The sequence below is a fragment of the Paraburkholderia phymatum genome, assembly GCF_038900715.1.
GTDB classification, from domain to species: Bacteria; Pseudomonadota; Gammaproteobacteria; order Burkholderiales; family Burkholderiaceae; genus Paraburkholderia; species Paraburkholderia phymatum_A.
This window is the reverse complement of the sequence record NZ_JAYMRZ010000003.1, coordinates 105,921-131,460: the sequence shown is the minus strand read 5'-3', so window position 1 is coordinate 131,460 and position 25,540 is coordinate 105,921. Positions and strand designations below refer to the sequence as shown.

At 62.5% G+C, this 25,540-nt stretch carries 22 protein-coding genes and 1 pseudogene; 9 read left to right on the top strand and 14 right to left on the bottom strand.

Features of this window, described 5'->3' with window-relative positions; genetic code table 11:
• Window positions 1-66: 66 nt before the first annotated feature.
• From VSR68_RS06955 to VSR68_RS06930, 6 genes are all read right to left on the bottom strand, one after another.
• Entirely contained in the window at window positions 67-1,752 is a 1,686-nt protein-coding gene (locus VSR68_RS06955) for a GMC family oxidoreductase (RefSeq protein WP_342939427.1), read from the bottom strand.
• A gap of 118 nt (window positions 1,753-1,870) precedes the next feature.
• Window positions 1,871-2,881 carry an ABC transporter substrate-binding protein gene (locus tag VSR68_RS06950; RefSeq protein ID WP_342939111.1) on the bottom strand — a complete coding sequence of 337 codons (1,011 nt, stop codon included), beginning with the start codon at window positions 2,879-2,881 and terminating at the stop codon, window positions 1,871-1,873.
• A 247-nt stretch (window positions 2,882-3,128) separates the two neighbouring features.
• Window positions 3,129-3,473, bottom strand: coding sequence for a cupin domain-containing protein (locus VSR68_RS06945; protein WP_342939110.1), 345 nt, complete (start codon window positions 3,471-3,473; stop codon window positions 3,129-3,131).
• Between the two features lie 46 nt (window positions 3,474-3,519).
• On the bottom strand, window positions 3,520-4,494 hold the full coding sequence (locus VSR68_RS06940; protein WP_342939109.1) for a succinylglutamate desuccinylase/aspartoacylase domain-containing protein: 975 nt from the start codon (window positions 4,492-4,494) through the stop codon (window positions 3,520-3,522).
• Complete coding sequence (locus VSR68_RS06935; RefSeq protein ID WP_342939108.1) at window positions 4,491-5,963, bottom strand: NAD-dependent succinate-semialdehyde dehydrogenase; 1,473 nt, start codon at window positions 5,961-5,963, stop codon at window positions 4,491-4,493. Before VSR68_RS06935 ends, VSR68_RS06940 begins: the two co-directional genes overlap by 4 nt.
• Before the next feature lie 46 nt (window positions 5,964-6,009).
• Window positions 6,010-7,089 (bottom strand): tartrate dehydrogenase, encoded by a 1,080-nt coding sequence (locus VSR68_RS06930; protein WP_342939107.1) that lies wholly within the window; start codon window positions 7,087-7,089, stop codon window positions 6,010-6,012.
• A 129-nt stretch (window positions 7,090-7,218) separates the two neighbouring features.
• On the opposite strand from VSR68_RS06930, the gene VSR68_RS06925 reads away from it, so the two are divergent.
• Window positions 7,219-8,136 (top strand): LysR substrate-binding domain-containing protein, encoded by a 918-nt coding sequence (locus tag VSR68_RS06925; RefSeq protein ID WP_342939106.1) that lies wholly within the window; start codon window positions 7,219-7,221, stop codon window positions 8,134-8,136.
• On the opposite strand, the gene VSR68_RS06920 is transcribed toward VSR68_RS06925, so the two are convergent.
• From VSR68_RS06920 to VSR68_RS06905, 4 genes are all read right to left on the bottom strand, one after another.
• On the bottom strand, window positions 8,130-8,627 hold the full coding sequence (locus VSR68_RS06920; RefSeq protein WP_205969686.1) for an Lrp/AsnC family transcriptional regulator: 498 nt from the start codon (window positions 8,625-8,627) through the stop codon (window positions 8,130-8,132). The genes VSR68_RS06925 and VSR68_RS06920 overlap by 7 nt on opposite strands.
• Before the next feature lie 44 nt (window positions 8,628-8,671).
• Window positions 8,672-10,081, bottom strand: a complete 1,410-nt coding sequence (locus VSR68_RS06915) for an aspartate aminotransferase family protein (protein WP_342939105.1) — start codon at window positions 10,079-10,081, stop codon at window positions 8,672-8,674.
• 142 nt (window positions 10,082-10,223) lie between these two features.
• Complete coding sequence (locus VSR68_RS06910) at window positions 10,224-11,150, bottom strand: glyoxylate/hydroxypyruvate reductase A (RefSeq protein WP_342939104.1); 927 nt, start codon at window positions 11,148-11,150, stop codon at window positions 10,224-10,226.
• Window positions 11,151-11,153: 3 nt separating this feature from the next.
• Window positions 11,154-12,038 carry a GNAT family N-acetyltransferase gene (locus VSR68_RS06905; RefSeq protein WP_342939103.1) on the bottom strand — a complete coding sequence of 295 codons (885 nt, stop codon included), beginning with the start codon at window positions 12,036-12,038 and terminating at the stop codon, window positions 11,154-11,156.
• Window positions 12,039-12,400: 362 nt separating this feature from the next.
• Here VSR68_RS06905 and VSR68_RS06900 point away from each other — a divergent pair, with 362 nt between their 5' ends.
• The 7 genes and pseudogenes from VSR68_RS06900 to VSR68_RS06870 form a co-directional block, all read left to right on the top strand.
• Window positions 12,401-13,639 (top strand): site-specific integrase, encoded by a 1,239-nt coding sequence (locus VSR68_RS06900; RefSeq protein ID WP_342939102.1) that lies wholly within the window; start codon window positions 12,401-12,403, stop codon window positions 13,637-13,639.
• Window positions 13,636-14,613, top strand: coding sequence for a tyrosine-type recombinase/integrase (locus tag VSR68_RS06895; RefSeq protein WP_342939101.1), 978 nt, complete (start codon window positions 13,636-13,638; stop codon window positions 14,611-14,613). The genes VSR68_RS06900 and VSR68_RS06895 overlap by 4 nt, the downstream gene beginning before the upstream one ends.
• Window positions 14,606-15,484, top strand: coding sequence for a tyrosine-type recombinase/integrase (locus VSR68_RS06890; protein ID WP_342939100.1), 879 nt, complete (start codon window positions 14,606-14,608; stop codon window positions 15,482-15,484). Before VSR68_RS06895 ends, VSR68_RS06890 begins: the two co-directional genes overlap by 8 nt.
• Window positions 15,485-15,895: 411 nt before the next feature.
• Entirely contained in the window at window positions 15,896-16,777 is an 882-nt protein-coding gene (locus VSR68_RS06885; protein WP_342939426.1) for a tyrosine-type recombinase/integrase, read from the top strand.
• A complete protein-coding gene (locus VSR68_RS06880) occupies window positions 16,774-17,718 on the top strand; it encodes a tyrosine-type recombinase/integrase (RefSeq protein ID WP_342939099.1) in 945 nt (314 codons plus the stop codon). The genes VSR68_RS06885 and VSR68_RS06880 overlap by 4 nt, the downstream gene beginning before the upstream one ends.
• Window positions 17,715-18,713: a tyrosine-type recombinase/integrase gene (locus VSR68_RS06875; RefSeq protein WP_087739472.1), complete on the top strand. Its 999-nt coding sequence runs from the start codon at window positions 17,715-17,717 to the stop codon at window positions 18,711-18,713. Before VSR68_RS06880 ends, VSR68_RS06875 begins: the two co-directional genes overlap by 4 nt.
• 142 nt (window positions 18,714-18,855) lie before the next feature.
• Window positions 18,856-19,071 (top strand): annotated as a pseudogene (locus VSR68_RS06870) (integrase); the annotation flags it as partial.
• 436 nt (window positions 19,072-19,507) lie between these two features.
• On the opposite strand, the gene VSR68_RS06865 reads toward VSR68_RS06870, so the two are convergent.
• The 4 genes from VSR68_RS06865 to VSR68_RS06850 all read right to left on the bottom strand — a co-directional run bounded on the left by VSR68_RS06865 (window position 19,508) and on the right by VSR68_RS06850 (window position 24,191).
• Window positions 19,508-20,539 carry a hypothetical protein gene (locus tag VSR68_RS06865; protein ID WP_342939098.1) on the bottom strand — a complete coding sequence of 344 codons (1,032 nt, stop codon included), beginning with the start codon at window positions 20,537-20,539 and terminating at the stop codon, window positions 19,508-19,510.
• Between the two features lie 465 nt (window positions 20,540-21,004).
• The gene (locus VSR68_RS06860) at window positions 21,005-22,375 is read right to left on the bottom strand and encodes an FAD-binding oxidoreductase (protein WP_342939097.1); all 1,371 of its coding nucleotides are present in this window, start codon (window positions 22,373-22,375) and stop codon (window positions 21,005-21,007) included.
• Window positions 22,376-23,293: 918 nt separating this feature from the next.
• Window positions 23,294-23,725: a hypothetical protein gene (locus VSR68_RS06855; RefSeq protein WP_342939096.1), complete on the bottom strand. Its 432-nt coding sequence runs from the start codon at window positions 23,723-23,725 to the stop codon at window positions 23,294-23,296.
• Between the two features lie 28 nt (window positions 23,726-23,753).
• Window positions 23,754-24,191 carry an ester cyclase gene (locus tag VSR68_RS06850; protein ID WP_342939095.1) on the bottom strand — a complete coding sequence of 146 codons (438 nt, stop codon included), beginning with the start codon at window positions 24,189-24,191 and terminating at the stop codon, window positions 23,754-23,756.
• Between the two features lie 77 nt (window positions 24,192-24,268).
• Between VSR68_RS06850 and VSR68_RS06845 the strand changes: the two genes are divergently transcribed.
• The gene (locus VSR68_RS06845; protein ID WP_342939094.1) at window positions 24,269-24,973 is read left to right on the top strand and encodes a TetR/AcrR family transcriptional regulator; all 705 of its coding nucleotides are present in this window, start codon (window positions 24,269-24,271) and stop codon (window positions 24,971-24,973) included.
• Window positions 24,974-25,540 lie beyond the last annotated feature (567 nt).

The following is a 25,540-nucleotide window of genomic DNA, read 5'->3' as shown; positions in this document are numbered from 1 at the left end:
CCGAACTGCTCACGATGAGCGGGACGGTTGGCGGTGCGCCGGCTTCATGCGTGCGTGTGATTCGCCTCAGAGCCTCACTGGGCGCTTAAGCAGATCCGCGACCCTCTCAGCCACCATAATCGTCGGCACGTTGGTATTCGCGCACGGAATCGACGGCATCAGCGACGCATCGCACACGTGCAACCCGTCGACGCCGTACACCGCGCCATCCCCGTCCGTCACAGCGAGAGCATCGCTTGCTGCACCCATCCGACACGTCCCCGACGGATGCCACGTTCCGCCGACTGACCGCATGACGAACGCCGTCATCGCCCGATCGTCGGCAAGCAACTCGCCGATCGATACGCCCTGCGTCACGACGCGCTGGATCAACCAGCCGCGCAACGGTCCCGCGACATCGAGCAGCGCGCTCAGCGTGCCGCGCTGAACCGCATTCCACATGCCTGGCGTCGCGACGGCCGCGACGCGCGGCGAATAGCTCGACGGAAAGATCGTATCGCGATGCGATGCCATTGACGACGCCCCGAGCGTCCGTGCGCCGAATCGCACGGCGAGCTTCAGGCGTTCGAGATCGCGCTCATCGGACAGCATCGCGAACTCGACTTCGGGTTCATCGAAAGGGCTCGAAGAAGCCAGGCGCATTCGCCCCCGCGAGTACGACTTGTTGACCCAGAAAAACATCGTCCCCAGCCGATAACCGACTGAGTGCCAACCCGAACGCGACAGGATCGCGCCATGCATGTCGCCGCGAACTGTGCCGGGCAGCCCGGACGAAAAGCGCACGACGGCCTGTTCATGATGCTCGTCGGGAAACGGCGTGCGCGCCGCGCGCGGCAAAAACGCGGACACCGCGATCGACGGATGCTCCATCAGATTGCGCCCGACGCCCGCGCGATCCGCGCGTACTTCGATGCCGAGCGCAGCAAGATCGCTCGCTGGACCGATGCCGCTTCTGAGCAGCACGGCAGGGCTGTGTACCGCACCGGCGCTGACTATCACGCGGACCGCGCGCACATCCTCATGCGTGCCGTCGGGACGCAGAATACGCGCGCCGATCGCCCGTTGCCCGTCGAACAGAATCCTGTCGACGACAAGACCCGTACGGACGGACAGGTTCTTTCGAGCGCGCACGGCAGCGTCGAGATAGCAGACGGACGTCGGGATGCGCTCGCCCGTTTCGCTCACCGCAATCGATCCGATGAACGCCCCGTCTTCCCACGGGCCGTTCTGATCCTCGCGCAGCACATGTCCGTGCTGTTGCAGCGTGCGGAGCACGGCCTGCACGAACGGCGAGATGCGCGGCCAGCCGGTGCGCTGAATGCGCACCGGTCCACTCGAGCCGTGCAGTTGGCCGCTGAAGTCGCAATCGGTTTCGAGCTTGCGAAAGTAAGGCAGACACGCTTGCCAGTTCCAGCCGCGCGCGCCGAGCGCATCCCATTCGTCGTAATCGGCGGGCGCGCCGCGATTCGCCATCAACGCGTTGATCGCTGAGCCGCCGCCCAGCAGCCTTGCCTGCTCGTAGCGGCGCAGCGCGGCGGGTGGGCTGATGCGCGCCTTCAGTTGCTGCCAGATATTGTTCGTGTCGAGATACGCGCGGCCCGGATAGCGGCTGCGGATCGCATCCGGCATGCTCGCCTGTGAGATGTCTCGGCCGGCTTCGATCAGGCATATGCTCTTGCCGGCGTCTTCGGAGAGGCGCGCGGCCAGCACGCAGCCAGCCGATCCGCCGCCGAGGATCAGATAGTCGATCACGTCGAATGGATGAATTCGCCCCGTGCCGCACGCAGGCACGAGGGCGATGCAACAAAAGAAGAGCGCCCGCGCTGAATCACGTTCCTGCGGGCGCGTCGATGAAGAAGGCGGTCGCGGCTTACTGCATGAACTTCAGCCAGCGCGCCTTCGCCTGAACGCCGGCATCGGAGGCCCACCATTCTTCGGACATCAGCGCCTGCTTCGATGCGTTCTCCGGTGAACTCGGCAATTCGCTTGCGCGCTTCGCACTGATCTTGCCCGTCTTGAAGGCAGCCGGATTGCCCGGACCATAGTCGATATAGAGCGGCAGATTGGCCTGCAAATCGGGCGAGACAGCGGCGTTGATGAACTGGATCGCTTCGGGCAGATTCGGCGCGTTCTTCAGTACGCATAGTTGCGTGTTCTGCAAGATGCCGTCGTTGAACGTGAAATCGACATCGGGATCGTCCTTCTTCACGGCGCTCGCGCGGCCGTTCCAGATCATCGTCATGTCCACTTCGCCGTCATGCAGCAGTTGCGCCGACTGGCCGCCCGATGTCCACCACACGGTGATGTCCGGCTTGATCTGCTGGAGTTTCTTGAATGCGCGATCGACGTCGAGGGGATAGAGCTTGTCGCGCGGCACGCCGTCCGCGAGCAGCGCGGCTTCGAGCACCGTCTGCGGATCGTTGCGCAGTGCGCGTGTGCCGGGGAAGTTCTTCACGTCCCAGAAGTCCTTCCAGCTTTGCGGCACCTTCTTCAGGTTCTTCTTGTTGTAGCCGATCACGGTCGAATAGAACTCGTATGCGACTGAATACGGGGTGCGGTATTTCTCCGGAACGGCAGCCGCATTCGGGATCTTCGAGAAGTCGAGTTTCTCCAGCAGACCTTCGCGGCCGCCACGCAGACAGTTCGATGTCGGCGTATCGACTACATCCCAGATCGGCTTGCCCGTCGCGCCTTGTGCCTTGATCTGCGGCCACGCGTCGGGAATGCTGTCCTGATTGATCGTGATGCCCAACTGCTTCGCGGCAGGGTCGAGGATCGCCTTGGTCTGGGCTTCCTGATAGGTGCCGCCTTGCGAGACGAAGGTGATTTTTCCGGCGGCCAATGCGGGCGCCAGGCTCGCGACGCCCAACGCGAGAGTCATGGCTAACGGGCGCAACCTTGATATGTTGATCACGACTTTTCCTCGACACGGTTAAAGCGAAGACATTTTCCAGGTCGTGCTGTCGGGCCGCCGGCTTGTTGCTGGAGCAAAACAGCGCGGGATTGACTGGAAATATAGTGAGTCAATTTCGACGGAGCAACGCCGGAATTGTTGGAGTACCCATGACATGGTGTTATGTCAGACGCTTGCTGCAAACGTCACCAGGGCTCTCACGGACTGCACTTCGTCAGAAGATCGCGTAGACCTTGCGCATCGTTTCTTCGACTTCCCATGTGCCTTCCGTCCCGGCTTCGAAGAACAATGTGTCGCCACCCGTGAAGTGGATCGTGTCTTCGCCGTCGGGCGTAAAGCGGCCGCGGCCGCTCAGGAAGTGCATCACCTCCGCCTGCTTCACCGAGCGCCGATAGGTGCCGGGCGTGCATTCGAAGATGCCCGTATCGATGGCTTCACTGCCGCGTATCACCTTCTGCACGCCGGATACCTTGATCTCCGGCGAGCCTGGAAGACCGGCCGTGCCCCAGTCTTCGAGCCCCTGTAAGCCGATGCTTTGTTTGATCTGCTGAACTTTCATGTCGGTGTTACGCCGATGATGTTGATTGGAAGTACGACAGCGCATGTCACGCGGCGTTGACACGCCGCTCGATCCTGCCAAGCCTCACGACCGTCACGCCCGCGCGCAACTGCCTGAGAGACGGCATCACGAGCATGCAGTCGGGGTAAGGCGTGCGCACTGCCTCGCCATTCGACCAGCCGATGACGGTCCCTGCTTCGGGAAACACTTCGAGTCCCGTGTACGCATCGGCGAAACGAAAGTCGAGGCTCTTCGCGACGACGGGCTCCGTGACGCGCACGATCAGTATCTCTTGAGGCAGCGGCATGGTCCAACCGGCTGGCAAGTCCTGCGCATCGGCGACACCCGACAGCGCCAGAAACCGCGCCGTTACATCGCGTGCAACGGCAAGCGCACTCGGTTCCCAGTGTTGTCCGCACTCGATCAGCAGCGCGTTCCTTGGACTCTGAGGATCGCCGAAGCCTTCGTAGTCGCGCATGCGCCGTCCTTCGGGATGACCCTCATCGCAGATCACCGTCGCTGGGGTGCCGAGCTTCTCCGCAAGCGCAATGCCCTTGTCGAGCGGTCCCGACACGATGAGCGGCTTGCTCTTCTCGTGCATCGAATGCAGGTCGAGCAGCAGATCGACCGTATCAAGAACAGGCCGCATCGCGCGGGCACGGCGCAGTTCGCTGGAATCGAGTGCGGCGTTGTCGAGCGTTTGCGCGGTCCACACGCGGTTGAAGTCCTGATCGACGAAACGCGCCGCGTCGGGGCGCGACGGATCGAAACGTGCATATGCGTCGACGTTCGCGAACGAGAGCGTCAGCTTGCCGCGCCGTGGCCGCAGCTTCGCGCGCAGCAGCGCATCGACGACGATCGCGCCGCACACTTCGTTGCCGTGTGTAAGCGCGTTGATCATCACGTGCGGGCCGGCGATGCCTGAATCGAAGGTGTGAACGTACGGAATGCCCGTGTCGCTGCGCTCGTGCGCGGCGATGTCGGGAAACGCGAGTTCGATCGAATAAGCGTGCGCATTCATTCGAGACCGCCCTGGCAGAGGTATTTGATCGACAGGTAATCGTCGAGGCCGTATTTCGAGCCTTCGCGGCCGTAGCCCGATTCCTTCACGCCGCCGAACGGCGCGGCCTCGCTCGCAAGCGCCCCTTCGTTGATGCCGACGATGCCTGCTTCCAGCCGCCGGGCAACGCGATCGATGCGGCGCACATCCTGGCTGTAGAAGTACGATGCGAGGCCGAAGGGCGTGTCGTTGGCCGCGCTGATCGCTTCGGCTTCGTGGTCGAAGCGGAACAGCGGCACGACAGGGCCGAAGGTTTCTTCGCAGCTGAGTTGCATGTCGGGCGTTGCGTCGGCGAGCACGGTGGGCGCGTAGTAGTTCGGGCCGAGTTCGGGCAGGCGCTTGCCGCCCGTCAGCACGCGCGCGCCGCGGCTCACGGCGTCATCGACGTGACGCGCGATCTTGTCGATGGCGCGTGCGTTGATCATCGGGCCGATCTGCGCGGCTGGGTCGGTCGCGGGCGCGACCTTCAGCGCGGCAACGCGCGTCGCGAGCAGATCCGCGAAACGCTCGTACACGCCCGCCTGCACATAGACGCGGTTCGGGCACACACAGGTCTGTCCGCCGTTGCGGAACTTCGCGGCGAGCAGGCCCGTCACGGCCGCGTCGAGATCGGCATCGTCGAACACGATGAAAGGCGCATTGCCGCCGAGTTCCAGCGACAGCTTCTTCAACGTCCCCGCCGATTCGCGCGCGAGATACTTGCCGACAGGCGTCGAGCCCGTGAACGTGATCTTGCGCACCCGGCTGTCGGCCAGCCAGTCGGCGACGGCGGGCACGGCGTTTTCGCGTGAAGCCGAGATCAGGTTCAGCACGCCCGGCGGCACGCCCGCTTCATGCGCGAGCATTGCGAGCGCGAGCGCGGTGAGCGGCGTGTCTTCGGCAGGCTTGCCGACGACGGTGCAGCCCGCTGCGAGCGCGGGCGCGATCTTGCGCGCGATCATCGCGAGCGGGAAATTCCACGGCGTGATCGCGGCGACGATACCGATGGGCTCCTTCACGGCGCTCATGCGCTTGCCGCGTTGCTGCTGCGGAATGATGTCGCCGTAGATGCGCGTCGCTTCGTCCGCGAACCACGCGACGTACGACGCGCCGTACATCACTTCGCCGCGCCCTTCGGCGAACGGCTTGCCCTGTTCGAGCGAGATCAGACGGCCGAGCGCGTCCGCGTTCTCGACCATCAGCGCGTGCCATCGATGCAGCACCGCCGCGCGATCCTTCGGCAGCGCATCGCGCCATGCGGGGAATGCGCGGGCGGCGGCATCGGTGGCCGCGTGCGCGTCGGCGGCATCGCTGTCGGCGACCTGCGCGATCGTTTCGCCCGTCGCCGGATTCGTGACGGCAAAGCGCTTGCCGCCTGATGCAGCGACCCACTTGCCATCGATGAAATTGTCGCTGCGGATCAGTTCGCTCAACTCGTATCGCTTCGTCATAACTGCGCTCCTATACTGTTGTGGCTCCCGGCGGGCCCTTCACGGTTCACGCAAGCCGATGCGCAATCGCGGCGCCCACTTCCGCCGTGTTGGCCTTGCCGCCGAGATCGCCCGTATGCGGGCCGTCCTTCAGCACGGCTTCGATGGCGGCGAGAATCGCGTTGTGCGCTTCGCGTTCCTTGCCCTGGCCGTTGCCGAGAAAATCGAGCATCATCGCCGCCGACCAGATCATCGCGATGGGATTGGCGATACCGTTGCCCGCGATATCGGGCGCGGAGCCGTGCACGGGTTCGAACAGCGACGGGAACACGCGATCGGGATTCATGTTCGCCGACGGCGCAATGCCGATCGTGCCCGTGCACGCCGGGCCGAGATCCGAGAGGATGTCGCCGAACAGATTCGTCGCGACCACCACGTCGAAGCGGTCGGGGTTCAGCACGAAGCGCGCGCACAAGATGTCGATGTGCTGCTTGTCCCACGTAACGTCCGGATAATGCGCGGCCATTTCGGCGGCGCGCGCGTCCCACCACGGCATGCTGATCGAGATGCCGTTGCTCTTCGTCGCCACCGTGATCTTCTTCGCGCGGCGCTGCGCGAGATCGAACGCGAATTTCAGCACGCGCTCGGAGCCCTTGCGCGTGAAGATCGACTGCTGCATCACGAATTCGCGCTCGGTGCCTTCGAACATCGTGCCGCCCACCGACGAGTACTCGCCCTCGGTGTTCTCGCGCACGATCATGAAGTCGATGTCGCCCGCCTTGCGGCCGGCGAGCGGCGACGGCACGCCATCGAACAGACGCGCCGGACGCAGGTTGATGTACTGGTCGAACTCGCGGCGGAACTTGAGCAGCGAGCCCCACAGCGAGATGTGATCGGGCACGGTGGCGGGCCAGCCGACCGCGCCGAACAGGATCGCATCGACGCCATCGAGCTGCGCCTTCCAGTCGTCCGGCATCATCTGGCCGTGCTGGGCGTAGTAGTCGCAACTGGCCCACTCGATGTGCTCATACGCGAGGCCGATGCCATAGCGCTTGCTGACGACGTCGAGCGCGCGCAGCGCTTCGGGCATCACTTCCTTGCCGATGCCGTCGCCGGGAATCACTGCGATGCGGTAGTTGCGTGTCATAGATGTGTCCTCGTTGGGAATGGTGGGAATGGATCGGGTTCGATCAGACCATGTGAGCGATAGACAGTAGTCTATTGCGGATCATCCGTCCTACAATCGCGTTTTCGGTTAAGCCTCTATGCACGAACTGTGAATAAAACGCCTAACCTCGACGACTTGCGCGTGTTCTGCACCGTCGCCCGCAAGGCGAGCTTCAGTGCGGCGGCGGACGCTTTGTCGGTGTCGGCGGCGTATGTGAGCAAGCGCGTGAACATGCTCGAAGAGGACCTCGGCACGCGGCTGCTGCATCGCTCGACGCGCCGCGTCGCCATCACAGAAGCCGGCGAACGGGTGTACGCGTGGGCCGAGAAGATTCTCGACGACGTCGATCGCCTCGTCGAAGACGTATCGACCACGCGTCGCGTGCCGCGTGGCACGTTGCGCATTTCCAGCAGTTTCGGCTTCGGCCGGCATGTCGTGGCACCGGCGCTCGCGCGCCTGACCGAGCGTTATCCGCAGCTGAGCATCCGGCTCGATCTGTTTGACCGGATCGTCGATGTGGCGGGAGAGGGCTTCGATCTGGACATCCGCATCGGCGACGAAATCGCCTCGCACCTGATCGCGAGGCGCCTCGCGTCGAATCATCGTGTGCTGTGTGCGTCGCCCGATTATCTGAAGCGCCACGGCGCGCCGCGGCAGCTTGCCGATCTCGCTTCGCATCAATGTCTCGCGATCAAGGAGCGCGACCATCCGTTCGGTATCTGGCGGCTGATGGAGCGCGGCGAGACGGTGTCGGTCAAGGTGACGGGAGCGCTCTCGACCAATCACGGCGAAGTGGCCGTGCAATGGGCGCTGGCGGGACGCGGCATTGTGCTGCGTTCGATGTGGGACGTGCGGCCGCTGCTCGAAAGCGGCGCATTGCAGCAGGTACTGCCCGGCGTCACGCAGCCGGCGAACGTGTGGGCGGTGTATCCGGCACGACTGGCGTCGTCGGCGAAGGTGCGCGTGTGCGTCGATTTTCTGGCCGACGAGTTCAGCCGCATGGCCGAACCCGACGCGCCTCAGTGATGGTTCTGCGAGAAGAGCGTTTCGAGCGGATAGTGCGTTTTGATGAACGGCGTCTTGATGATTACATAGCTGAAGTATTTCTCGATCCCGATATCGCGCTCCAGCAGCCCTTCGATGATGCTCTGATAGTGGCTCACGCTGCGCGTGACGAACTTCAGCAGATAGTCGTAGCCGCCGCTCGCCAGATGGCATTCGACGATCTCGTCGACATCCTTGATCGCGTTGACGAACTTGATGAAGTCCTCGCGGCGATGGTCGGCAAGCGTGACCTCGGTGAAAACGATCTGCACGTCGCCGAGCTTTTCCAGCTGGATCTGCGCACCGTACCCGACGATATAGCCGGCTTTCTCCAGACGCTTGACGCGAATCAGGCAAGGGCTGGGCGACAGGCCGACGGCGTCGGCCAGCTCGACGTTCGTAATACGCCCTCGCTTTTGCAGTTGCGAGAGGATGCGCAGATCGATTCGGTCCAGCTTGCAGTCGGTGCTCATCGTGAGTCGGTCGGTCCCGCATGTCGAAGGGTCGGTCGATGTTATCACGCAGCCGCGCGGCGTTTGAATTCGATCGACCCCTTCAGCGCGGCGCGGACGTCGGCTTGTTCGAGCACGTCGTCGAGCGTTTTCTCGAGGCGCTCGAACAGCAGGTCGAACTCCGCTTCCGTGTAGCAGAGCGCCGGCGCGAAACCGAGGATGTTGTCGCCGAATGCGCGAAACACGAGGCCGTTGCGATATGCGGCTGTCGCGATGCGGTCGGGGAGTTTCAAAGACGCATCGAAGCCCTGTTTGGTGTTTTTGTCCGACACGAGTTCGAGCGCGCCCAGCAACCCCCGATGCCGCGAATCGCCGACGAGCGGATGCGCGAGCAGCGCGTCGAGCCCTTGCGCGAAGCGCGGCCCGCGTGCGATGCCGTTCGCAAGCAGCCCGCCTTCGTGATAGAGGCGCATCACTTCGAGCCCGATCGCCGCGCTCACTGGATGCGCGGAATAGGTGTGGCCGTGGCCGATTGCCGCCGACACGTCGCCGCCATCGGCGATGCCCTGATACATCGCGTCCGACATCAGCACGGCGCCCATCGGCGCGTAGCCAGCGGTCAAGCCTTTGGCGACCGTCATCAGATCGGGCTCGACGTCTTCGGCCTGACATGCGAACAGCGGACCCGTGCGGCCAAAGCCCGTGATCACTTCGTCGGCGACGAACAGGATGTCGAGCTTGCGGCACGCTTCGCGCATCGCTTTCAGCCAGCCGACAGGCGGCACGATCACGCCGCCCGAGCCCTGGATCGGTTCGCAGAAGAACGCGGCGGTGTTATCCGCGCCGAGTGCTTCGACCTTTGCTTCGAGTGCTGCGACGGACGCTGCGATCAGCGCGGCATCGTCGGCGAAATCGTTGCGGTACGCGTAGGGCGACGCAATGTGATGCTGTGTCGCGAGCGGCACGTCGAAGTGGCGATGGAACGCAGGCAGCGCCGTGAGCCCCGCGCCGATCGACGACGAGCCGTGGTAGCCGCGCTGCTGCGCGATGATGTGCTTCTTCGACGGCTTGCCGGTCGCGTTGAAGTAATGCGTGATGAAGCGCAGTGCGGAATCGACGGCGTCGGAGCCGCCCAGCGTGAAATACACATGCTGCAGCGCTGCGGGCGACAGTTCGACCAGCTTCGCCGCGAGTTCGATGGCGGGTTCGGAGCCGAAGTGGAAGTAGCCCGTCGCGTAGGGCAGGCGGGCCATCTGCTTCGCGGCGGCTTCGACGATGCTTTGATGGCCGTAGCCCGTGTTCACGCACCAGAGGCCGGAGAATGCGTCGAGCAGTTCATTGCCTTCGATGTCTCGCAGAAACACGCCCTGCGCGGACTCGAGCACCGTGACGCCGCGCGCTTCATGCGCGCGATAGCTGACGACGGGATGAATCAGATGTTTGCGGTCGGCTTCGATGAGCGATTGGATCGACATAGTGGGGTTCTCTTCTCGGAATGGGCTGCGGACCGTTCCATACTACTGAGAGAAGCCTGTCGGCCGATTCGCCAAATAAATCGCGAAAAAACGCAAATGCGGTTTTTTGCGGGGTACGCGCAGCATTTTGTGCTGTGGCCTGCTAATACCCGCGACGACGGTCGATCTCGCCGATCATCGGCAATCCGCCCCGATGACGTCGAATATTGTCCAGCACAACATCGACGGCGGTTTCCGGCCGCGTCGCGCTCGCGATATGCGGCGTAATGCGCACGCGAGGATGCGTCCAGAACGGATGCGACTCCGGCAGCGGCTCGGGGTCGGTGACGTCGAGAATCGCGTTCTGCAACTGGCCGCAGTCGAGCGCGTCGAGCAGGTCCTGCTGGTTCACCTGCGGGCCACGCCCGACGTTGATGAACGAAGCGCCCATCGGCAGCTTGCCGAACAGGCGCTTGTCTAGCAGGCCGCGCGTCGCGTCGGTGAGCGGCAAAAGGCAGATGAGGATATCGGTGCGAGCGAGAAACGCGTCCAGCTTCTCGACGCCCGCAAAGCATTCGATCCCTTCAAGCTGATGCGCCGAGCGGCTCCACCCTGCGCATGGAAAGCCGAACAGACGCAGCCGTTCGAGCACCGCCGAGCCGAGCATGCCGAGTCCCAGCACGCCGACGCGCCGCGATGATGCCGCGCGCACGGGCATTTCGCGCCAGGCGCGCTGCCGCTGCTGCAACGCATAGTCGAAGAGATCGCGATGAATGGTCAGCACGGCTTGCGTCACATACTCGACCATGCCTTCGACGATGCCCGGCTCGATCATGCGCACGACGGCGATATGCGGCGGCACGCACGACAGATCGAACTGGTCGATGCCCGCGCCGACCGAGAAGATCACTTCGAGGTTCGGCAGCGTGCGCACGGAGTATTCGGGCGGCTGCCACGCGGCGAGATAGCGGACCGACGCGGGATCGCCGATGTCGGGCCACAGGCGAAAGGGAATCTCGGGCGCCTTCTGCGCGAACAGCCGCGCCCATTGCTTGCCGCGTTCGGGATCGGCCTTGTAGAGAAGCGTCATGATTCAACCCAGTGCCTGATTGACGATCGCGAACTGCCCGACGGATGCGTCGATGGAAGGCGCTCCGTTGCGCGACATCTTGACGACAGTATCGACGCGCAAAAGGCCAAGTTCGTCGAGCCACGGCGTGAGGCCGCTGTCGCCGGGCGTATCGATGCGCGTGAACGCGCCTGCGTTCGCCGCAAGGCAATGCGCGATAAGCGCCTGGGCGCGGCGCATCTGCTCGCCGCCGGCGTCGACCGCGACGACAGGGCCGATCGCGTGGCCGCGTCCGAAGCGCCGCAGTAGCGCGAAGCCGACCAATTCACCGTCACGTTCGAGGGCGACGCCTTGGGCAACTTCGAGCAAAGCGGGGAGCAGCGCGCTGCGGTCGAGACCGCTCGCGCGCGATGCGAGATTGACCAGGCGAGCCACATCGTCGGCGCGCAGCGGACGAAGTTGCTCGTCTTGTGCGAGGGCAACATGTGGTACGCGGAAATCGGCGGCTTGATGCTGGTTGATCGTGCCGATCTTCGCAAAGCCGAGCTTTTCGTACAGCGCCTGGCCGGCGGGCGTCGCATGCAGCACGGCAGTACGTTTTCCCAGTTCATCCAGCAACAGTTCCATCAGCTTGCGCCCGATGCCTGAGCCCTGCCGTTCTGGAGAAACGATCACCATGCCGAGCGACGCGCCGCTGTCTCCGTACTTCCAGCAGAGCGCCGTGCCCACGATTTCGTCATCGCTCTGCGCGATAAAACCGGAGCCGGCATCGACGACAAAGCGCCAGTCGTCGGCGCAATGCGGCCAGTTGACCTGCGTCGAGAGCGCGTGCGCGGCGGCGATGTCCGACGATGCGAACGGCCGGTAAGCGACGGTTGCGACAGGGGCAAGCGGTTGGGGTGCGGACACGGAGGGCTCCTCGGCTGGGACGCGTTCCGTTACTTTGTCATCGAGGGAGGGCGGTGGCTAGGATGATCCTGTCGCGTCGCACACGCAGCTTGCGACGCTTCGGTCCGCTGCGCCAGCGCACTACGGATGACATGCACCCATCAGAGTGTAGTGTTCTTGTGCGCGGGGTCTCGTGAGAGCGGCATTTGGCATTAGCGAATTCACACTGTCGACCCCTATGCTCAGGTCACAACTATGCACAGATGATCGGTCGCTGAGGGCGCCGACCTAGGCATGGCGAGGCTCTGGCAAGGTGGGCGAGCAAGGATCTGGACATAGTTCCGACCTGTGATGCAGTGGTGGTCTCACTTCTGGAGATCACCATGGACATCGTTCGCCGCACGGACATAGACGGTTTCGCCGACGGTCGGATAGACGCTGATACGTTCAAGCAGTACCTGAGCCAACGCCGGTACGCTGCGAGGACGGTCGCTACTTACCTGCTCTGTATCACGCACTTCGCCCAATGGGCGGACTCCGGGCCCTGTCGGCGGCGCCGAATCGATGAGGGGTTGATCGCAGAGTTCCTCGACGAGCATCTCCTACCATGCAAGTGCGCTGGCGCGTTACATCACGATCGGGGTGACCATAGGGCGGCGCTGGGGCATCTGCTCGTGGTCCTGCGTGCTCACGGTGTCATCGCAGTGCCAACGGTCAGCGCAACACCTGTAGACGAGGAATTGCGCCGTTACGGCGAGTATATGGAGCGTGTGCGAGGCTTGGCGCCGAAGACGCGGAGCATCGCCCTGCGCATCATCGCGCGGTTGCTGACGGCTCGTTTCGGCGAGGGCCCCGTCGACGTCGCCGCGATCAAGCCCGAGCACGTTCGGCGTTTCTTCGCAGGGCAAGCGAAGCTTTATAGCAAGCCGGCGAATGCTGGGCCGGTCGTGGCAGCGCTGCGCGGCTACTTCCGCTACCGCGCCTCGCTCGGCGATCTGGTCCACGGACTGATCGGCGCGGTGTCCTATCCTGCCAACTGGTCGCTGTCCGCGTTGCCCAAGTCGCTGACGGCGGAAGAGGTCGAGCGGTTGATCGGATCGCTCGGCCAACGGGGCCGCTCGATGCGGCGAGCCGACGCCATCGTGCGCTGTGCGCTCGACCTCGGACTGCGCAGCGGCGAGATCGCCCGTCTCAGTCTGGACGATATCGACTGGCAAGCCGGCACGCTCATCTTGCGCCACACCAAGGGGCGCCGCGAGGACGTGCTGCCGCTGCCCGCCACTACTGGCAAAGCCATCGCGGCCTACCTTGAGCAGGAGCGTCCCAAGACTTCCAATCGGGCCGTCTTCGTCCGCCATGTCGCGCCCCGCGACCAGCCCGCCGGTCCTGATCTCATCCGCAAGACGATCCGCCAGGCTTTCGCCCGCGCCGGTCTTCCTTACACGCGCTCGCATCTGCTGCGCCACACGATGGCCAACCGCTTGCTGGCTGGTGGCTCCTCGCTGAAGGAAGTAGCCGACGTCCTGCGTCACCGCTCGTTGAACACGACGCTGATCTATGCCAAGCTCGATAGCCGCAAGTTGGTCGAGGTCGCGCTGCCATGGCCGGGGAGTGCAGCATGAGCGCGCCAACTTCTGTGCAAGCACGCGTCGAACAGTTTCTGGTCGAGCGTCGCCAACTGGGTTTCTCCACTCGTGATGATGGCTACGTCCTACGCAGCTTCGCGCGCCATGTACACGCTGCCGGCCATCGCGGCGCCTTGACGGTTGAACTCATGGCAGCCTGGGCCCGAAACGACCGCCACGGCTGCATTGACCCGCGGACCTGGGCGCGGCGGCTGAAGAAGTTGCGCACGTTCCTGCGCTGGCTGCAGCAGTTCGAGCCGCGCACCGAGGTGCCCGACGATTCGATCTTCGGACGATTGCCCGAGCGGCAAGCGCCACACATCTTCAGCGAGGGGGAGATCGTCGATTTACTCGCTTGTGCGCGCCGACTCGGGCCTTCGCCGGGGCTACGCGGCGCCGTCTACGAAACGCTGTTCGGACTGATCGCCGCGACGGGGCTGCGGATCGGCGAGGCGCTGTCGCTACGCAACGGCGACATTGATCTCAAGTACGGGTTCCTAACCATCCACCGGACCAAGTTCGGCAAGTCGCGCCAGGTTCCCATGCACCCGAGCACCGTGGATGCCTTGCGCCGATATTGCTGGCTGCGTGACTTGGCCGAGGGGCCGCCAGCGGAGGATGGCCCTTTCTTCGTCGGCACCCGCGGTCGACGACGCGGTCTGCCACTTGGCAACCATCAGGTGCACCGCGTCTTCCGCGACCTGCGCCAGCAACTGGGCTGGGGCAACCGCGGTGCACACCATGCCCCACGCATCCATGACCTGCGGCACACCTTCGTCGTGCGCCGCATCGTGCAGTGGCAAGCCCAAGGCGTGGACATCGATCAGGCCATGCTGTCGCTGTCGACCTACGTCGGACATACGATGGTGACCAACACCTACTGGTACCTCTCGGCGGTGCCCGAGCTGATGGCGCTGGCCGCCGGACGTTTCGAGTCGTTCACGGTCAGGCAGGAGGTGCAAGATGCGTGAGAACCCTGCCCCGAAGTCGCCTTCGTTCGCTGCGCTGGTCCAGCAGTTCTTCACCGAGTACCTGGTCGCGCAGCGGGCGGTCAGTCCGCGTACGGTGGCCTGTTACCGGGATGCCTTGCTGCTGTTTCTGGACTTCGCCAGCCGCCAGTTCGGCAAGGCGCCGACCACGATGCGGCTGGCCGACCTCCAACCCGACCTGATCCTGGCCTTCCTTGATCATCTGGAGCAGGATCGGAAGAACTCGGTTCGCAGCCGCAACTTACGGCTCACAGCGCTACGTGCGTTCCTGAAGTTCGCCGGTCGCCGTGACGTGGCTTCGTTGCACGATGTCGAGCGCGCACTGGCGGTGCCGATGAAGCGCTTCGAGCGGCCGATGCTCCACTTCCTCACGCGTGCAGAGATGATCGCCATACTCGGCCAGCCGGGAGAGAGCTGGTCCTCGCGACGCGACCACCTGCTGCTGACGATGCTCTACAACACGGGGGCGCGTGTCTCCGAGATCATTGGCGTGCGCGTCGTCGATGTGGTCCTCGACGGTGCAGCGTGCGTGCACCTGCACGGCAAGGGACGCAAGCTGCGATCGATCCCGCTGTGGGACGCCACCGTCGCCGAGATCCGTAGCTGGTTGCGATTGAATCCAACGCTACGGGGTGAAGCTGCCTTACTGCCCAACCGGGATGGGCAGGCGATGTCGCGATCCAACGTCGCGCAACGCCTGGATCTTGCCGTAAGCCGCGCGAGCGTTGAGCAACCCAGCCTCCTCAAGAAGCACGTCTCACCGCACATCTTGAGACACTATCTTCCCTGCCGGACTATGTCTTGTAAGACTGCGATGCTGCCCCTTTCGGGGCAAATGTGCGAAGCCATATAGAGATAGTCTGAGGCTCCTTTCCGCTGCACCCCAACATCGGGGAAGGAGCTCAACGTGAAGTACGTGATCCATGATCGGGCGGTCCTTTCACGACCACCTGAAGGGCCACTTGCGGCGCCTCTCGTCTTGTTTGCAAGAGCGCTGAGTGATCAGGGATACTGTGCGTATTCCCTGCATCGACAAGTGCGCATTGCAGCCGACTTCAGCAGATGGCTTGCACACAAAGGTATCGGAATACACCACATCTGCACTGACCATGCAACACGGTATTTGCGACATCGCGCACGAATCGTTCGACTGTGCCGCGGAGATCGCGCCGCGCTCGGACATCTCATGGAATTTCTACGCAGCAGGCAGTTGATTCCCGCTGAGAAGGTGCCGGCTTCCCAACTGTCGCCTATTGAGTGAAGTATAGAGGACTACGTAGCGTACTTGCGCGAAGCGCGCGCCCTGACCGAAGCGACCATTCGCAACTACGTGCCCTTTGTCCGCAGTTTCCTGGAGGACTGCTTCGGCAACCAACCGGTCTCGCTTTCCCGTTTGCGCGCGATCGATATCGTGAGATTCGTACGACGTCAGGCACCACGTTTGCACCCGAAGCGAGCGAAGCTCATGACCGCTGGGCTGAGATCCTTTTTGCGCTATGCGAGCTATCGGGGCGACGTGGCGCTCGATCTCGCCGCAGCTGTTCCTGTTGTAGCCAACTGGTCGATGCCTGCGATTCCCCGCGCGATTGCACCGGTTCAAACCCGACGATTGCTTGCAAACATCGATCGACGAAGCGCGGTTGGTCGTCGCGACTATGCCATTTTGCTCCTGCTTGCCAGACTTGGATTGCGGTCGAGAGAAGTAGCGTTCCTCGAACTCAGCGACATCGACTGGACCAAGGGATGCCTGACTGTTCGCAACAACAGCGGGCTGCGCAACGAGTTGCCCTTGCCCCCTGACGTCGGTAGAGCGATCGCTGCATATCTGAGTCGTGATCGACCGCCCGGCCCCTGTCGGCGGGTATTCTTGCGCTCAAGGGCTCCGTTCACTGGTTTTCGGAGCGCTTGTGCGGTCGGCTCCGTTGTGCGTCATTCGCTCCAGCGCGCTGGCATTGATGCGCCGACTATGGGAGCACACCAATTTCGCCACGGATTGGCCACCGAGATGCTGTACCACGGTGCGTCGCTCGGCGAGATCGGCGAACTCCTTGGACACAGGCACCCACAGACCACGAGGATCTACACGAAGGTCGATATCAAAGCGCTGCGTACGCTGGCCGTGCCATGGCCGGGAGGTGTGCGATGAACACGCTTCGGCAAGCGGTCGAGGAGTACGTTACCGTGAGACGAGCCCTGGGATTCAAGCTGAATGAGGCAGAGAAGGGATTGCGCGACTTTGTCGCGTTCTTGGGACGACGCCGCGCCTCGTACATCACGCAATCGCTCGCTCTCGAATGGGCTCAACAACCATCACACCAGCGACCCGCAAGCTGGGCACAGAGGCTGGGCTTTATCCGTTTGTTCGCGCGCTATCGCAGTGCAACCGATCCACGCACCCAGATCCCAGCACAGGGCCTACTTCCGTTTCGGCCGACGCGGGCACGACCATATCTATATTCGGACAGCGAGATCCGAGCGCTGCTGGACGCAGCACTTCATATGCCATGCAGGTTCGAACGGGATGAACTGCAGCCATGGACGTATCATTGCCTGTTCGGGCTCCTCAGCGTAACGGGTATGCGTCTGGGTGAAGTCAGAAACCTTGAGCTTGAAGACGTCGATCTGACGACAGGAATATTGACGATTCGCGGCACCAAGTTCGGCAAGTCGAGACTCGTGCCTTTACATGCTTCGACCTGCAAGGTATTGGCCGCCTACATTGCACGCCGGGAATGTCTTTGGACCGGGCGAACCGTGTCATCCTACGTGTTCGTTTCCAACAGGGGAAACCGGCTGGACAACAGCGAGATTCATCGCGCCTTTTATCGACTCTCCCGCCAGATTGGGCTGCGCGGCGAATTCGACAGTCACGGGCCACGGCTGCATGACATGAGGCACGTCTTTGCGACGAGAACGCTTTTACATTGGTACCGGTCCGGACAGGACCCCGAGCGTCGTCTGCCCATCCTGTCGGCCTACCTCGGTCATGTCCATGTGGCCGATACGCAGTGGTACCTCAACGCTTCGCCGGAACTCATGCGCGAGTCGATGCGCCGACTCGAGCGGCATTGGGAGAACCGCTCATGAACACGTCTGCCAGCTTTGCTTCCCTTCTGGAACGGTTCTTTATACAGCGCCTGATGCAGCAGCGGCAGGCCAGTCCTCACACCATCATCTCGTATCGAGACACCTTCCGCCAGTTTCTGAAGTTCGCCGAGCAACGCCTGCATAAGCCGCCGTCAGGTATGGACTTCAAGGAGATTGACGCCCCGTTGGTCGCGGCGTTTCTGGACGACCTGGAGAAGCACCATGACGTAAGCGTTCGCAGCCGCAATCTCCGCCTCACGGCAATTCACTCGTTCTTCCGGTACGCAGCACTCGAAGCCCCGGAGCATTCCGCACAGATTCAGCGCGTGCTTGCCATTCCCAGCAAGCGCTTCACCCGCACGCTCGTCAACTTCCTGACCCGTCCGGAGGTCGACGCACTCCTTGCCGCGCCAGATCAACGTACCTGGTCCGGCCGACGCGATCATGCCTTCCTGCTGGTGGCTGCGCAGACCGGCCTGCGTTTATCCGAGATGACCGGACTCAAACGCGAGGACCTTGTTCTGGGTGCCGGCGCTCATGTGCGCGTAATCGGCAAGGGCCGTAAGGAACGCTGCACGCCGGTCACGAGGTCTACGCGAGCCGTATTGAAATCCTGGTTGCATGAGCCGCAGCGCGGTGATGGTGATGTGCTGTTTCCGAACGCCAGGGGAGGACGTCTCAGTGTTCACGGCGTGCAGTATCTGCTAAACAAACATCGAGAAGCGGCCTCAAGAGTGTGTCCCTCCTTGAACAAGAAGCGGATCACTGTCCACTGCTTGAGGCATACGGTGGCTATGGACCTTCTTCAATCGGGCGTTCCTCGCTCAGTGATTGCGTTGTGGCTCGGGCACGAATCGGTAGAAACAACGCAGATCTATCTCGAGGCGACGCTTGCAATGAAGGAGCAGGCCCTTGCGAAGATGTCGCCGCTACGCGGCAAGGCGGGGCGCTTCCGCCCGACAGACCAACTGCTCGGCTTTCTGAATAGCCTGTAGGGTCACGAAACTATGTTGGGTGATCGGGGCGATGCTTCTGTTCTGAGGCGCGCAATCCTTGGGCCAATATGAACTCTCATCGATATCGCCCGACATAGTCCGGCAGGGAAGATAGTGCCTCCTATCTCTTCAACGAGATAGGCGGCATACAACTGCGATGCACCTGTTGCAGGCGGGCGTTGCGTTCAACGTGATCGCCTTGTGGCTCGGTCACGAGAGCCCGATGACAACCCATCGCTACGTCGAAGCAGATCTCGCGATGAAGGAGAAAGCGCTCGGTCGACTGGAAGCGCCCGACGCCAGGATTCGCCGGTATCAGGCATCGGACTCGCTGATTCGGTTCCTGCAGACGCTGTAACTATGCGTAGGCTTCCGCCAGCCGCGACCGCACCACGCAAGGGGCTGGCGGCACCCACGATGACCATCTGTGCATAGTTGCGACCTGAGCATAGGGGTCGCTATGTAAACCTCTGCATAGCGACCCTTCTCGGCCGTTCGATGCATCGGCCGAAGGCGACGGCTCTCGATTGGCTATCGGCCGTTGAAAGCAAGCGTCAACAGCATACGCTCAGCGTCATCCTGCCTCGACGCGGAGGTTACTGGACTTCACTTTCTTTCGTGTGAGTGAGCAAAACGCCAGCTGACACCCCTCTACTTGCTCGCGCTGTGTGGCAAACAAACCCGCATGTCCGCCGGCATGAGCCGGAGCGACGACCGAAGCGCCTTCGTCCGAAGTCATCGGATCCTGCGGCTGCTGCGTTCGATCGAATTATTTGCCACCGGCTTTATCCGTTTTATTGAGCGTCGTCATTTTCATTCGGTTGCCTGCTTCCTTCTGAGCGGACCGCAATCCCTCCCTGGGCGGTAGGACCGGCAGTGGAATCCTCGATGATCTGAGAGGGTGCCGCATTGCCTCTTGCGCCTGGCGCGAACGCGAGAATGCGCAGGTTCGGCTCGGCAACGAAGAGCCGACCGTCCGAGGAGACGGCGATCTTGTTTCCCGGCAAACCATTGTTAGTCATTCCCGTGGCTGGACCGCTGATTGTCCGGACCGGTGGCACGTCGCCGTTCGCCTTGGCGACAAAAACGCTCACCTGGCTTTGCGTCAGATCCGTCGACGTGTTGTAGACGAATAATTCGTCCGTACGAGGATCGACGGCGATCGTCATGTCGTTCCGTGAGAAAAAAATCCCGCGGCCGGAAAACAGGCCGGTTTTGGGACCCGTGAGGCTGCGCAGAAGAGGCGGGGAGGTCATGCTCCGGCTCGTGCCAAACGTGTCGATGATCGCAGTCCCCTGTATGTCGTAACCCGCAATCAGCAGATTGTCGTCGCTGTCAATCGCAACGCTCTCGTACTGGCTCATATTCGGATCGGTAATGTGCATCGAAATGGCCAGCGGTCCGGAACTGTTGTTGGGAACAACGTATACACCTGCCTCGGAGGGGCGAATGCTCAGGACGAAGTCGTTGAGGTGGGAATCCACCGCGATGCTGAGCAGATCATTTGTAAACGTCAACATGAATGCGCGACTGGGCGCCTGATTTCCCTCGGCCTTCCGCGGAAAGATGTCGACAGTGCTGCTGGTGAGAAACTGCGCGACGTGAAAAGACTTCTTCCGGTCGATCACCGTCGCGCCAGCGGTCATAAGGGTGGTGAGCGGCCCTTGCAGCACCTGGCAGGGCTCGGTGGCACCGTTCGCGCGCAACGAGTACCCGCGAATCTGATCACCGAGAATGAGGAAAACGGCGTCGTTGGGGCAGGCCGCGTGCGCCAGCTCGACCCCGAACAGCATACTGAGGATGACGACACATAGCACGGGTTTCATGACGCGCCTCCTTGGTCATATTGTGCGAATGCGCCGTTCAAGCATAGACGCCGGGCGGAGGCCGGACGAGTGCAGGCCGGTTGAAATCTGTGTTTTGGCGGGCGATGCGAGGGGAGCACCCACGATATCGAAGGGGAGCCCAGCGTACCATCGAGTACCGCTGTCGACTCCATACCCCATGCTCGGCAGCGAAACCATTTCCTCGCGATCCTGTGAGTGCGAGGGTGCTAAAACATTTCATTTTTTGCTCGCCGCCGTCACGTGGACCTTTGTAAGATTCTCGTGCAAAAATCCAAACGCTGATTTGACCCGCTCGTCGCGCCGATCAGATTCGGCGCGACGTAGATGCCCTTCAAACGCGCGCGGCACCAGTAAGTCAACCGGCGACGACGATGGCAATATCGGCCGCATGTTTCCACTGAACACCACTACGCGGCGCGAGCGGGCGAGGCCGCGCGCGTACGTTCACGCTTTCGGGCTAATGTTCTGATTGACTCGAAAGAGGTTATTGGGATCGTACTTCGCCTTGATCGAGGCAAGGCGCGTGTAGTTCCCGCCGTAGCTCAGTTCGACTCGGTTCCCGGCCTCGTCGGCGTCCATGAAGTTGACGTAGGCGCCTTCCAGATTGAACGGGTGGACGGCCTCCCAGTAGGCACGGCCCCACGTCTTGAGTGCCTCGGCGTCCTTGGGCTCCGGGCTGATCGCCGCAATGACCATTGAAAAAGACGCGTCCCGCGCGCTCCACGGCGTGGCATCCCTGGCGACCCGCCGAACGGCCCCATCGATGGGATAAAGGTGCATCAGGCAGAAAGGAGTGGGTGCCTCGAGCGCGTTGGCGATGTGCACATCGATCGCCTCGTCAGGCAGCGCCTTGACAAAGTCCCCCTTCCAGTACCACTGCAAGCCTTTAGGAAAGAAGGGGTCGAACAGACTGTTGATGGCAGTCCACGGCATCTCGCCCATCCAGTTGAACAGCGGAGCGGGCAGTTTTTCGAGCAGCGAGGCCATGAGCTTATTGCCCTCTTCGATCGGCCCATTGAAAGCACCGATCAGAGCACACGCGCGCTTGTTCCAGTGCTCCCTGGGGAATGGATCGGTTGGAGGCACGGTTTTGAGGCCGACAAAGAGGCCGAGTTCTTCAGGGGCGTCTGGGATGAAGTCGCGGTACGTCGCCATAACTTGCCTGGCTTCCCGGGCGTCCCAGAAGATCGGACCGGCGAACACCATTTTGGCCGGGTGGGCCTGGAACAGAAAGCTTGTGACCACGCCGAAGTTACCGCCGCCACCGCGCACTGCCCAGAAGAGGTCAATGTGCTGATCCTTGTTAGCGGTGACGAAAGAGCCGTCAGCCAGCACTACATCCACCTCCAGCAAATTATCGATGGTGAGGCCATGCTTGCGCGTGAGGTAGCCGGTTCCTCCGCCCAAAGTCAGACCTGCGACGCCCGTGCTACCGACGATGCCCAGCGGTACCGCGAGGCCGAATGCGTGGGTTGCGTGATCGACATCCGCTGCAGTGCAGCCCGGATCGAGTCGCACGGTGCGGCTCGCAGGGTCGACACGCACGCTACGCAACTGGGACAGATCAATGACCAGCCCACCCTCGCAACTACCCAGACCAGGGCCGTTGTGTCCGCCTCCGCGGATTGCGAGAAGCAGTTCGTTTTCGCGCGCATAGTTGACCGCCGCTATCACGTCGGCGGCATCGGTGCAGCGCGCGATCACCTTGGGCCGCTTATCGATCATGCCGTTGTACAGCGCTCGCGCCTCATCATAGTCCTCGTCTGATGGACCGATCAGCCTGCCGCGAAATCCCTGAATCGCCAACTCGTTCATGACGCTGCCTCCTTGAACAGTTAATTCATCGCGCACCCACGCGCGAAGATGCGCCGACGTATCAAGAAGCCTCGCGCCGAACTGTCGATAAGGACAATATCTGGCGCATGGAATCAAATCGGCACAGCGCACCCTATCCGGTAGCCATTCGCGAGTTTGGCCTCGCACATCATTTGATAAAGAGCATAGTGCTCCCACGCAAATGCCGTGAGGAACTTGCGATTGACGACACCCATAGCTAGACGAGCGAGGGCTGTGCCGAATGAAGCCCGACAAATCGGCGCCCGCTCTGCGGTCCAAAAAGCACGTCCCAGCCGGAGACTTGATCAGCTAGAGGGCTTTTAGTGTCCAGCACAGACTCAAATGATCATTTGAATGACCGCCGGGTCGCAACTATGCATTCGCTTGCAGTGAAAGCTGGCGTTCGCCGCTGCCGAAGTTGCAAATGTCGGCCAGGTGACTGCGTAGCCGCCTGATGGGTGCGGTACCTGATGACAGATACGGCCGAATTCTGCGCACAGCTCGGCCGTCGTGTTCCGGGGTAATGCAGCCGTTCTAATGGCAGGTTGCCCCACTCGCTGAACGGCAGGTTGTGGCCGGGAGTACGCGTTCATCCACGTCGCCGGAAAGTTGTCGTTGAGACTCGAACGTCGGCTCTATAGAGCGTTCGCGGAACCCGAGCTTTCGGCCAGGAAGTGCCCTTTGGTCGCAAGCGATTGACGTCCGCTTCGACGCATTACCGGCAGTTCACGATGTCGGCAAAGTGTGCATCCAGCTTGCTCCGGTGCCATGGTTCCGGCGGGATAGCCGACGCGCTATCCGGCGTACGAACGTGACGCTGATCTATCGATCCACTGGATACGCGACGAGATGTCGGCCGCGCAGGTCAAGTCGATGGGCGTCGTCGCGACCTGACGCTCACGAAACAGGCAGTCGAATTCGTGCGTCCCTTCCTCTACCGGTGGCCGGCCGTGCGCCGATGCGCGTGAACACCAGCCAGGCGAACAGCACCACGCTGATGCCGACGACAACGGACGCGAGGCCGATCACCGGCTCCGCCGCCGTGTAGCCCTTGAGCCGCAGCGCGAGCGCGCCCAGCATCACGGGCACGCCGATGTTGTGCAGCCAGAACTGTGCGGTCGCCACCCGGCCCTCAGCGATGGCCGGATGGGCCATGCCGATCAGCGCGAACAGCACCATCGTGACCCAGCCGAGCAGGTTGAGGTGCGCATGCACGGCGGTGAGCGTATGGTCGCCGGACGCGCCCATCACGATGCCCAACGCCACCGCGGCGGCAAAATAAACGACGGCCACGCGGAGCCAGGCGCGGCTGCGAGCATTGTCGGTCATGGCATTGCTCCCCGATGATCAGCGGCCGTCACGAAGCGGCCGGGACGGCGCCCAATTGCTGCATGATCGAAGCGAGATCGATCCACACGTTCTCGCGCCGGATCAGGCCGTCGGGCGCCATGTCGAACACGTGCAGCAGGCGAAAGCTCAGGCGCCGCCCGCCGCCCGAAATTCCGAAGGGCGTGCCCGGCGCGGTGCCCTCCCACAGGCTCTCGTCGACGACGAAGTCCGGCCCGTAATAGCGGCGCAGCGAAGTCACCTTCTCGCCGGAAAGGTCCGCGAACAGCGCATCGTAGAAGGTCCGCGCCTGCTGCCGGCCGTGTAGCGGGCCGGTGGGCGAGCCCACCACGTCATGCTCGACATCCGGGACCATCGTGCTCAGCACACCCTCGACGTCGTCTTCTGCCTCGAAGCGGAAATGACGATCGATCATGCGATCGAACTGCTCCTTCTGGATCGGCTCCATGATGCTCCTCTTTCGTGCGACAATGACTTATACTAAGACGGTATCTTTTGTTGAGACAGTAGTCTCATTAATAGACGATGAAAACCAATACGTCAAGCGGGGACGCAGGGCCCGCGTCGGCCGGCGAAGGCCGCGCCAATCAACGCCGCCGCACGCGGCGCGCGCTCATCGAGGCGGCGCTCGCGCTCTGCGAAGGTGGCCGCAAGCCCAGCTTCCCGGAGGTGGCGGAGCGCGCGATGGTGTCCCGCGCCACGGCCTATCGCTATTACTCCTCGGTCGAGGACCTGATCAGCGACGCGATGTTCGAGCGGGCGGTGCCGCCGCTGGAAAGCTTCTGCCGTCCCGGACACGACGATCCGGCAGAGGTGGCTGCCCGCGCGGCGCGCACCATGAACAAGCTTTTGCTCGGCGATGAGGTGGGCCTGCACGCGGTGGAGCGTTCATTCATGTCGGCGTGGCTGGACAACCCGCCGGAATCGCGACCGCCGCGGCCTGCGCGGCGCATGCAGTATGTCGATCCGATCGTGGAGGCATTGAAGAACGAGTTGACACCGGCTGCGCGTCGACGGCTCGCCCATGCGTTGGCCATACTGATGGGAACGGAGGCCATGCTGTCGCTGCGCGATGTCGCCGGTGCAAGCATCGACGAGGCGCTGGCCGCCAGTGGCTGGGCCGCGCAGGCCGTGGTCCGGCAGGCGCTTGCGGAGGCCAGCGAGCGCCCCCGCAAGCGCAAGGCAAGGTCTGCGAAGAGCGACGGCTCTCGCTTGGGAAGTGGACAGTAGCGTCCATGAGTGGACGTGGCAACGGGTCGAGCGTGTGGGTTCGCTCGCAGTGACAGCTGACGTTCGCCGCCGCCACCGCAGGTGCGATGTCGGCACAGCGCCTGATAGAGTCGGGTCAACTACCATCGAAGTCCGAGCAGTGACGAATCCGCATTGTCTTACCGCGCAAAGGGACAGTTCGTCGGAAATTTAAGTGTCTGCGTGTCAAGGCGACACGAAATGGTTGTCAAACCGCGACACCAGTTGCTGAACTCTACAGCTGCCCGGCACGCTGGACGTCGTGGCTGCGTGCGTGCCGATTCAGATGCCCCATGACCGGGCAATCGATCGACTCGGTATCCGCATGACGCGCTGGCAGTTGCAGGAAACGGCAGTCGAAGGCTAGCCAAGCCGCCTTGCCTCCGTTTTACCTGGGCTATTGAACATCATTGAACCTGCTCATTGCACCATCGATTTAAGTTCTCACGCTTGGTGCAGACAGCGAAGTTCAACCGGACCGATTCCTGGCGTCACCTGCACTGGTTGTTCCAGAAGGTGCCTCTGGCAAGAACGCCGACGACTACGAGG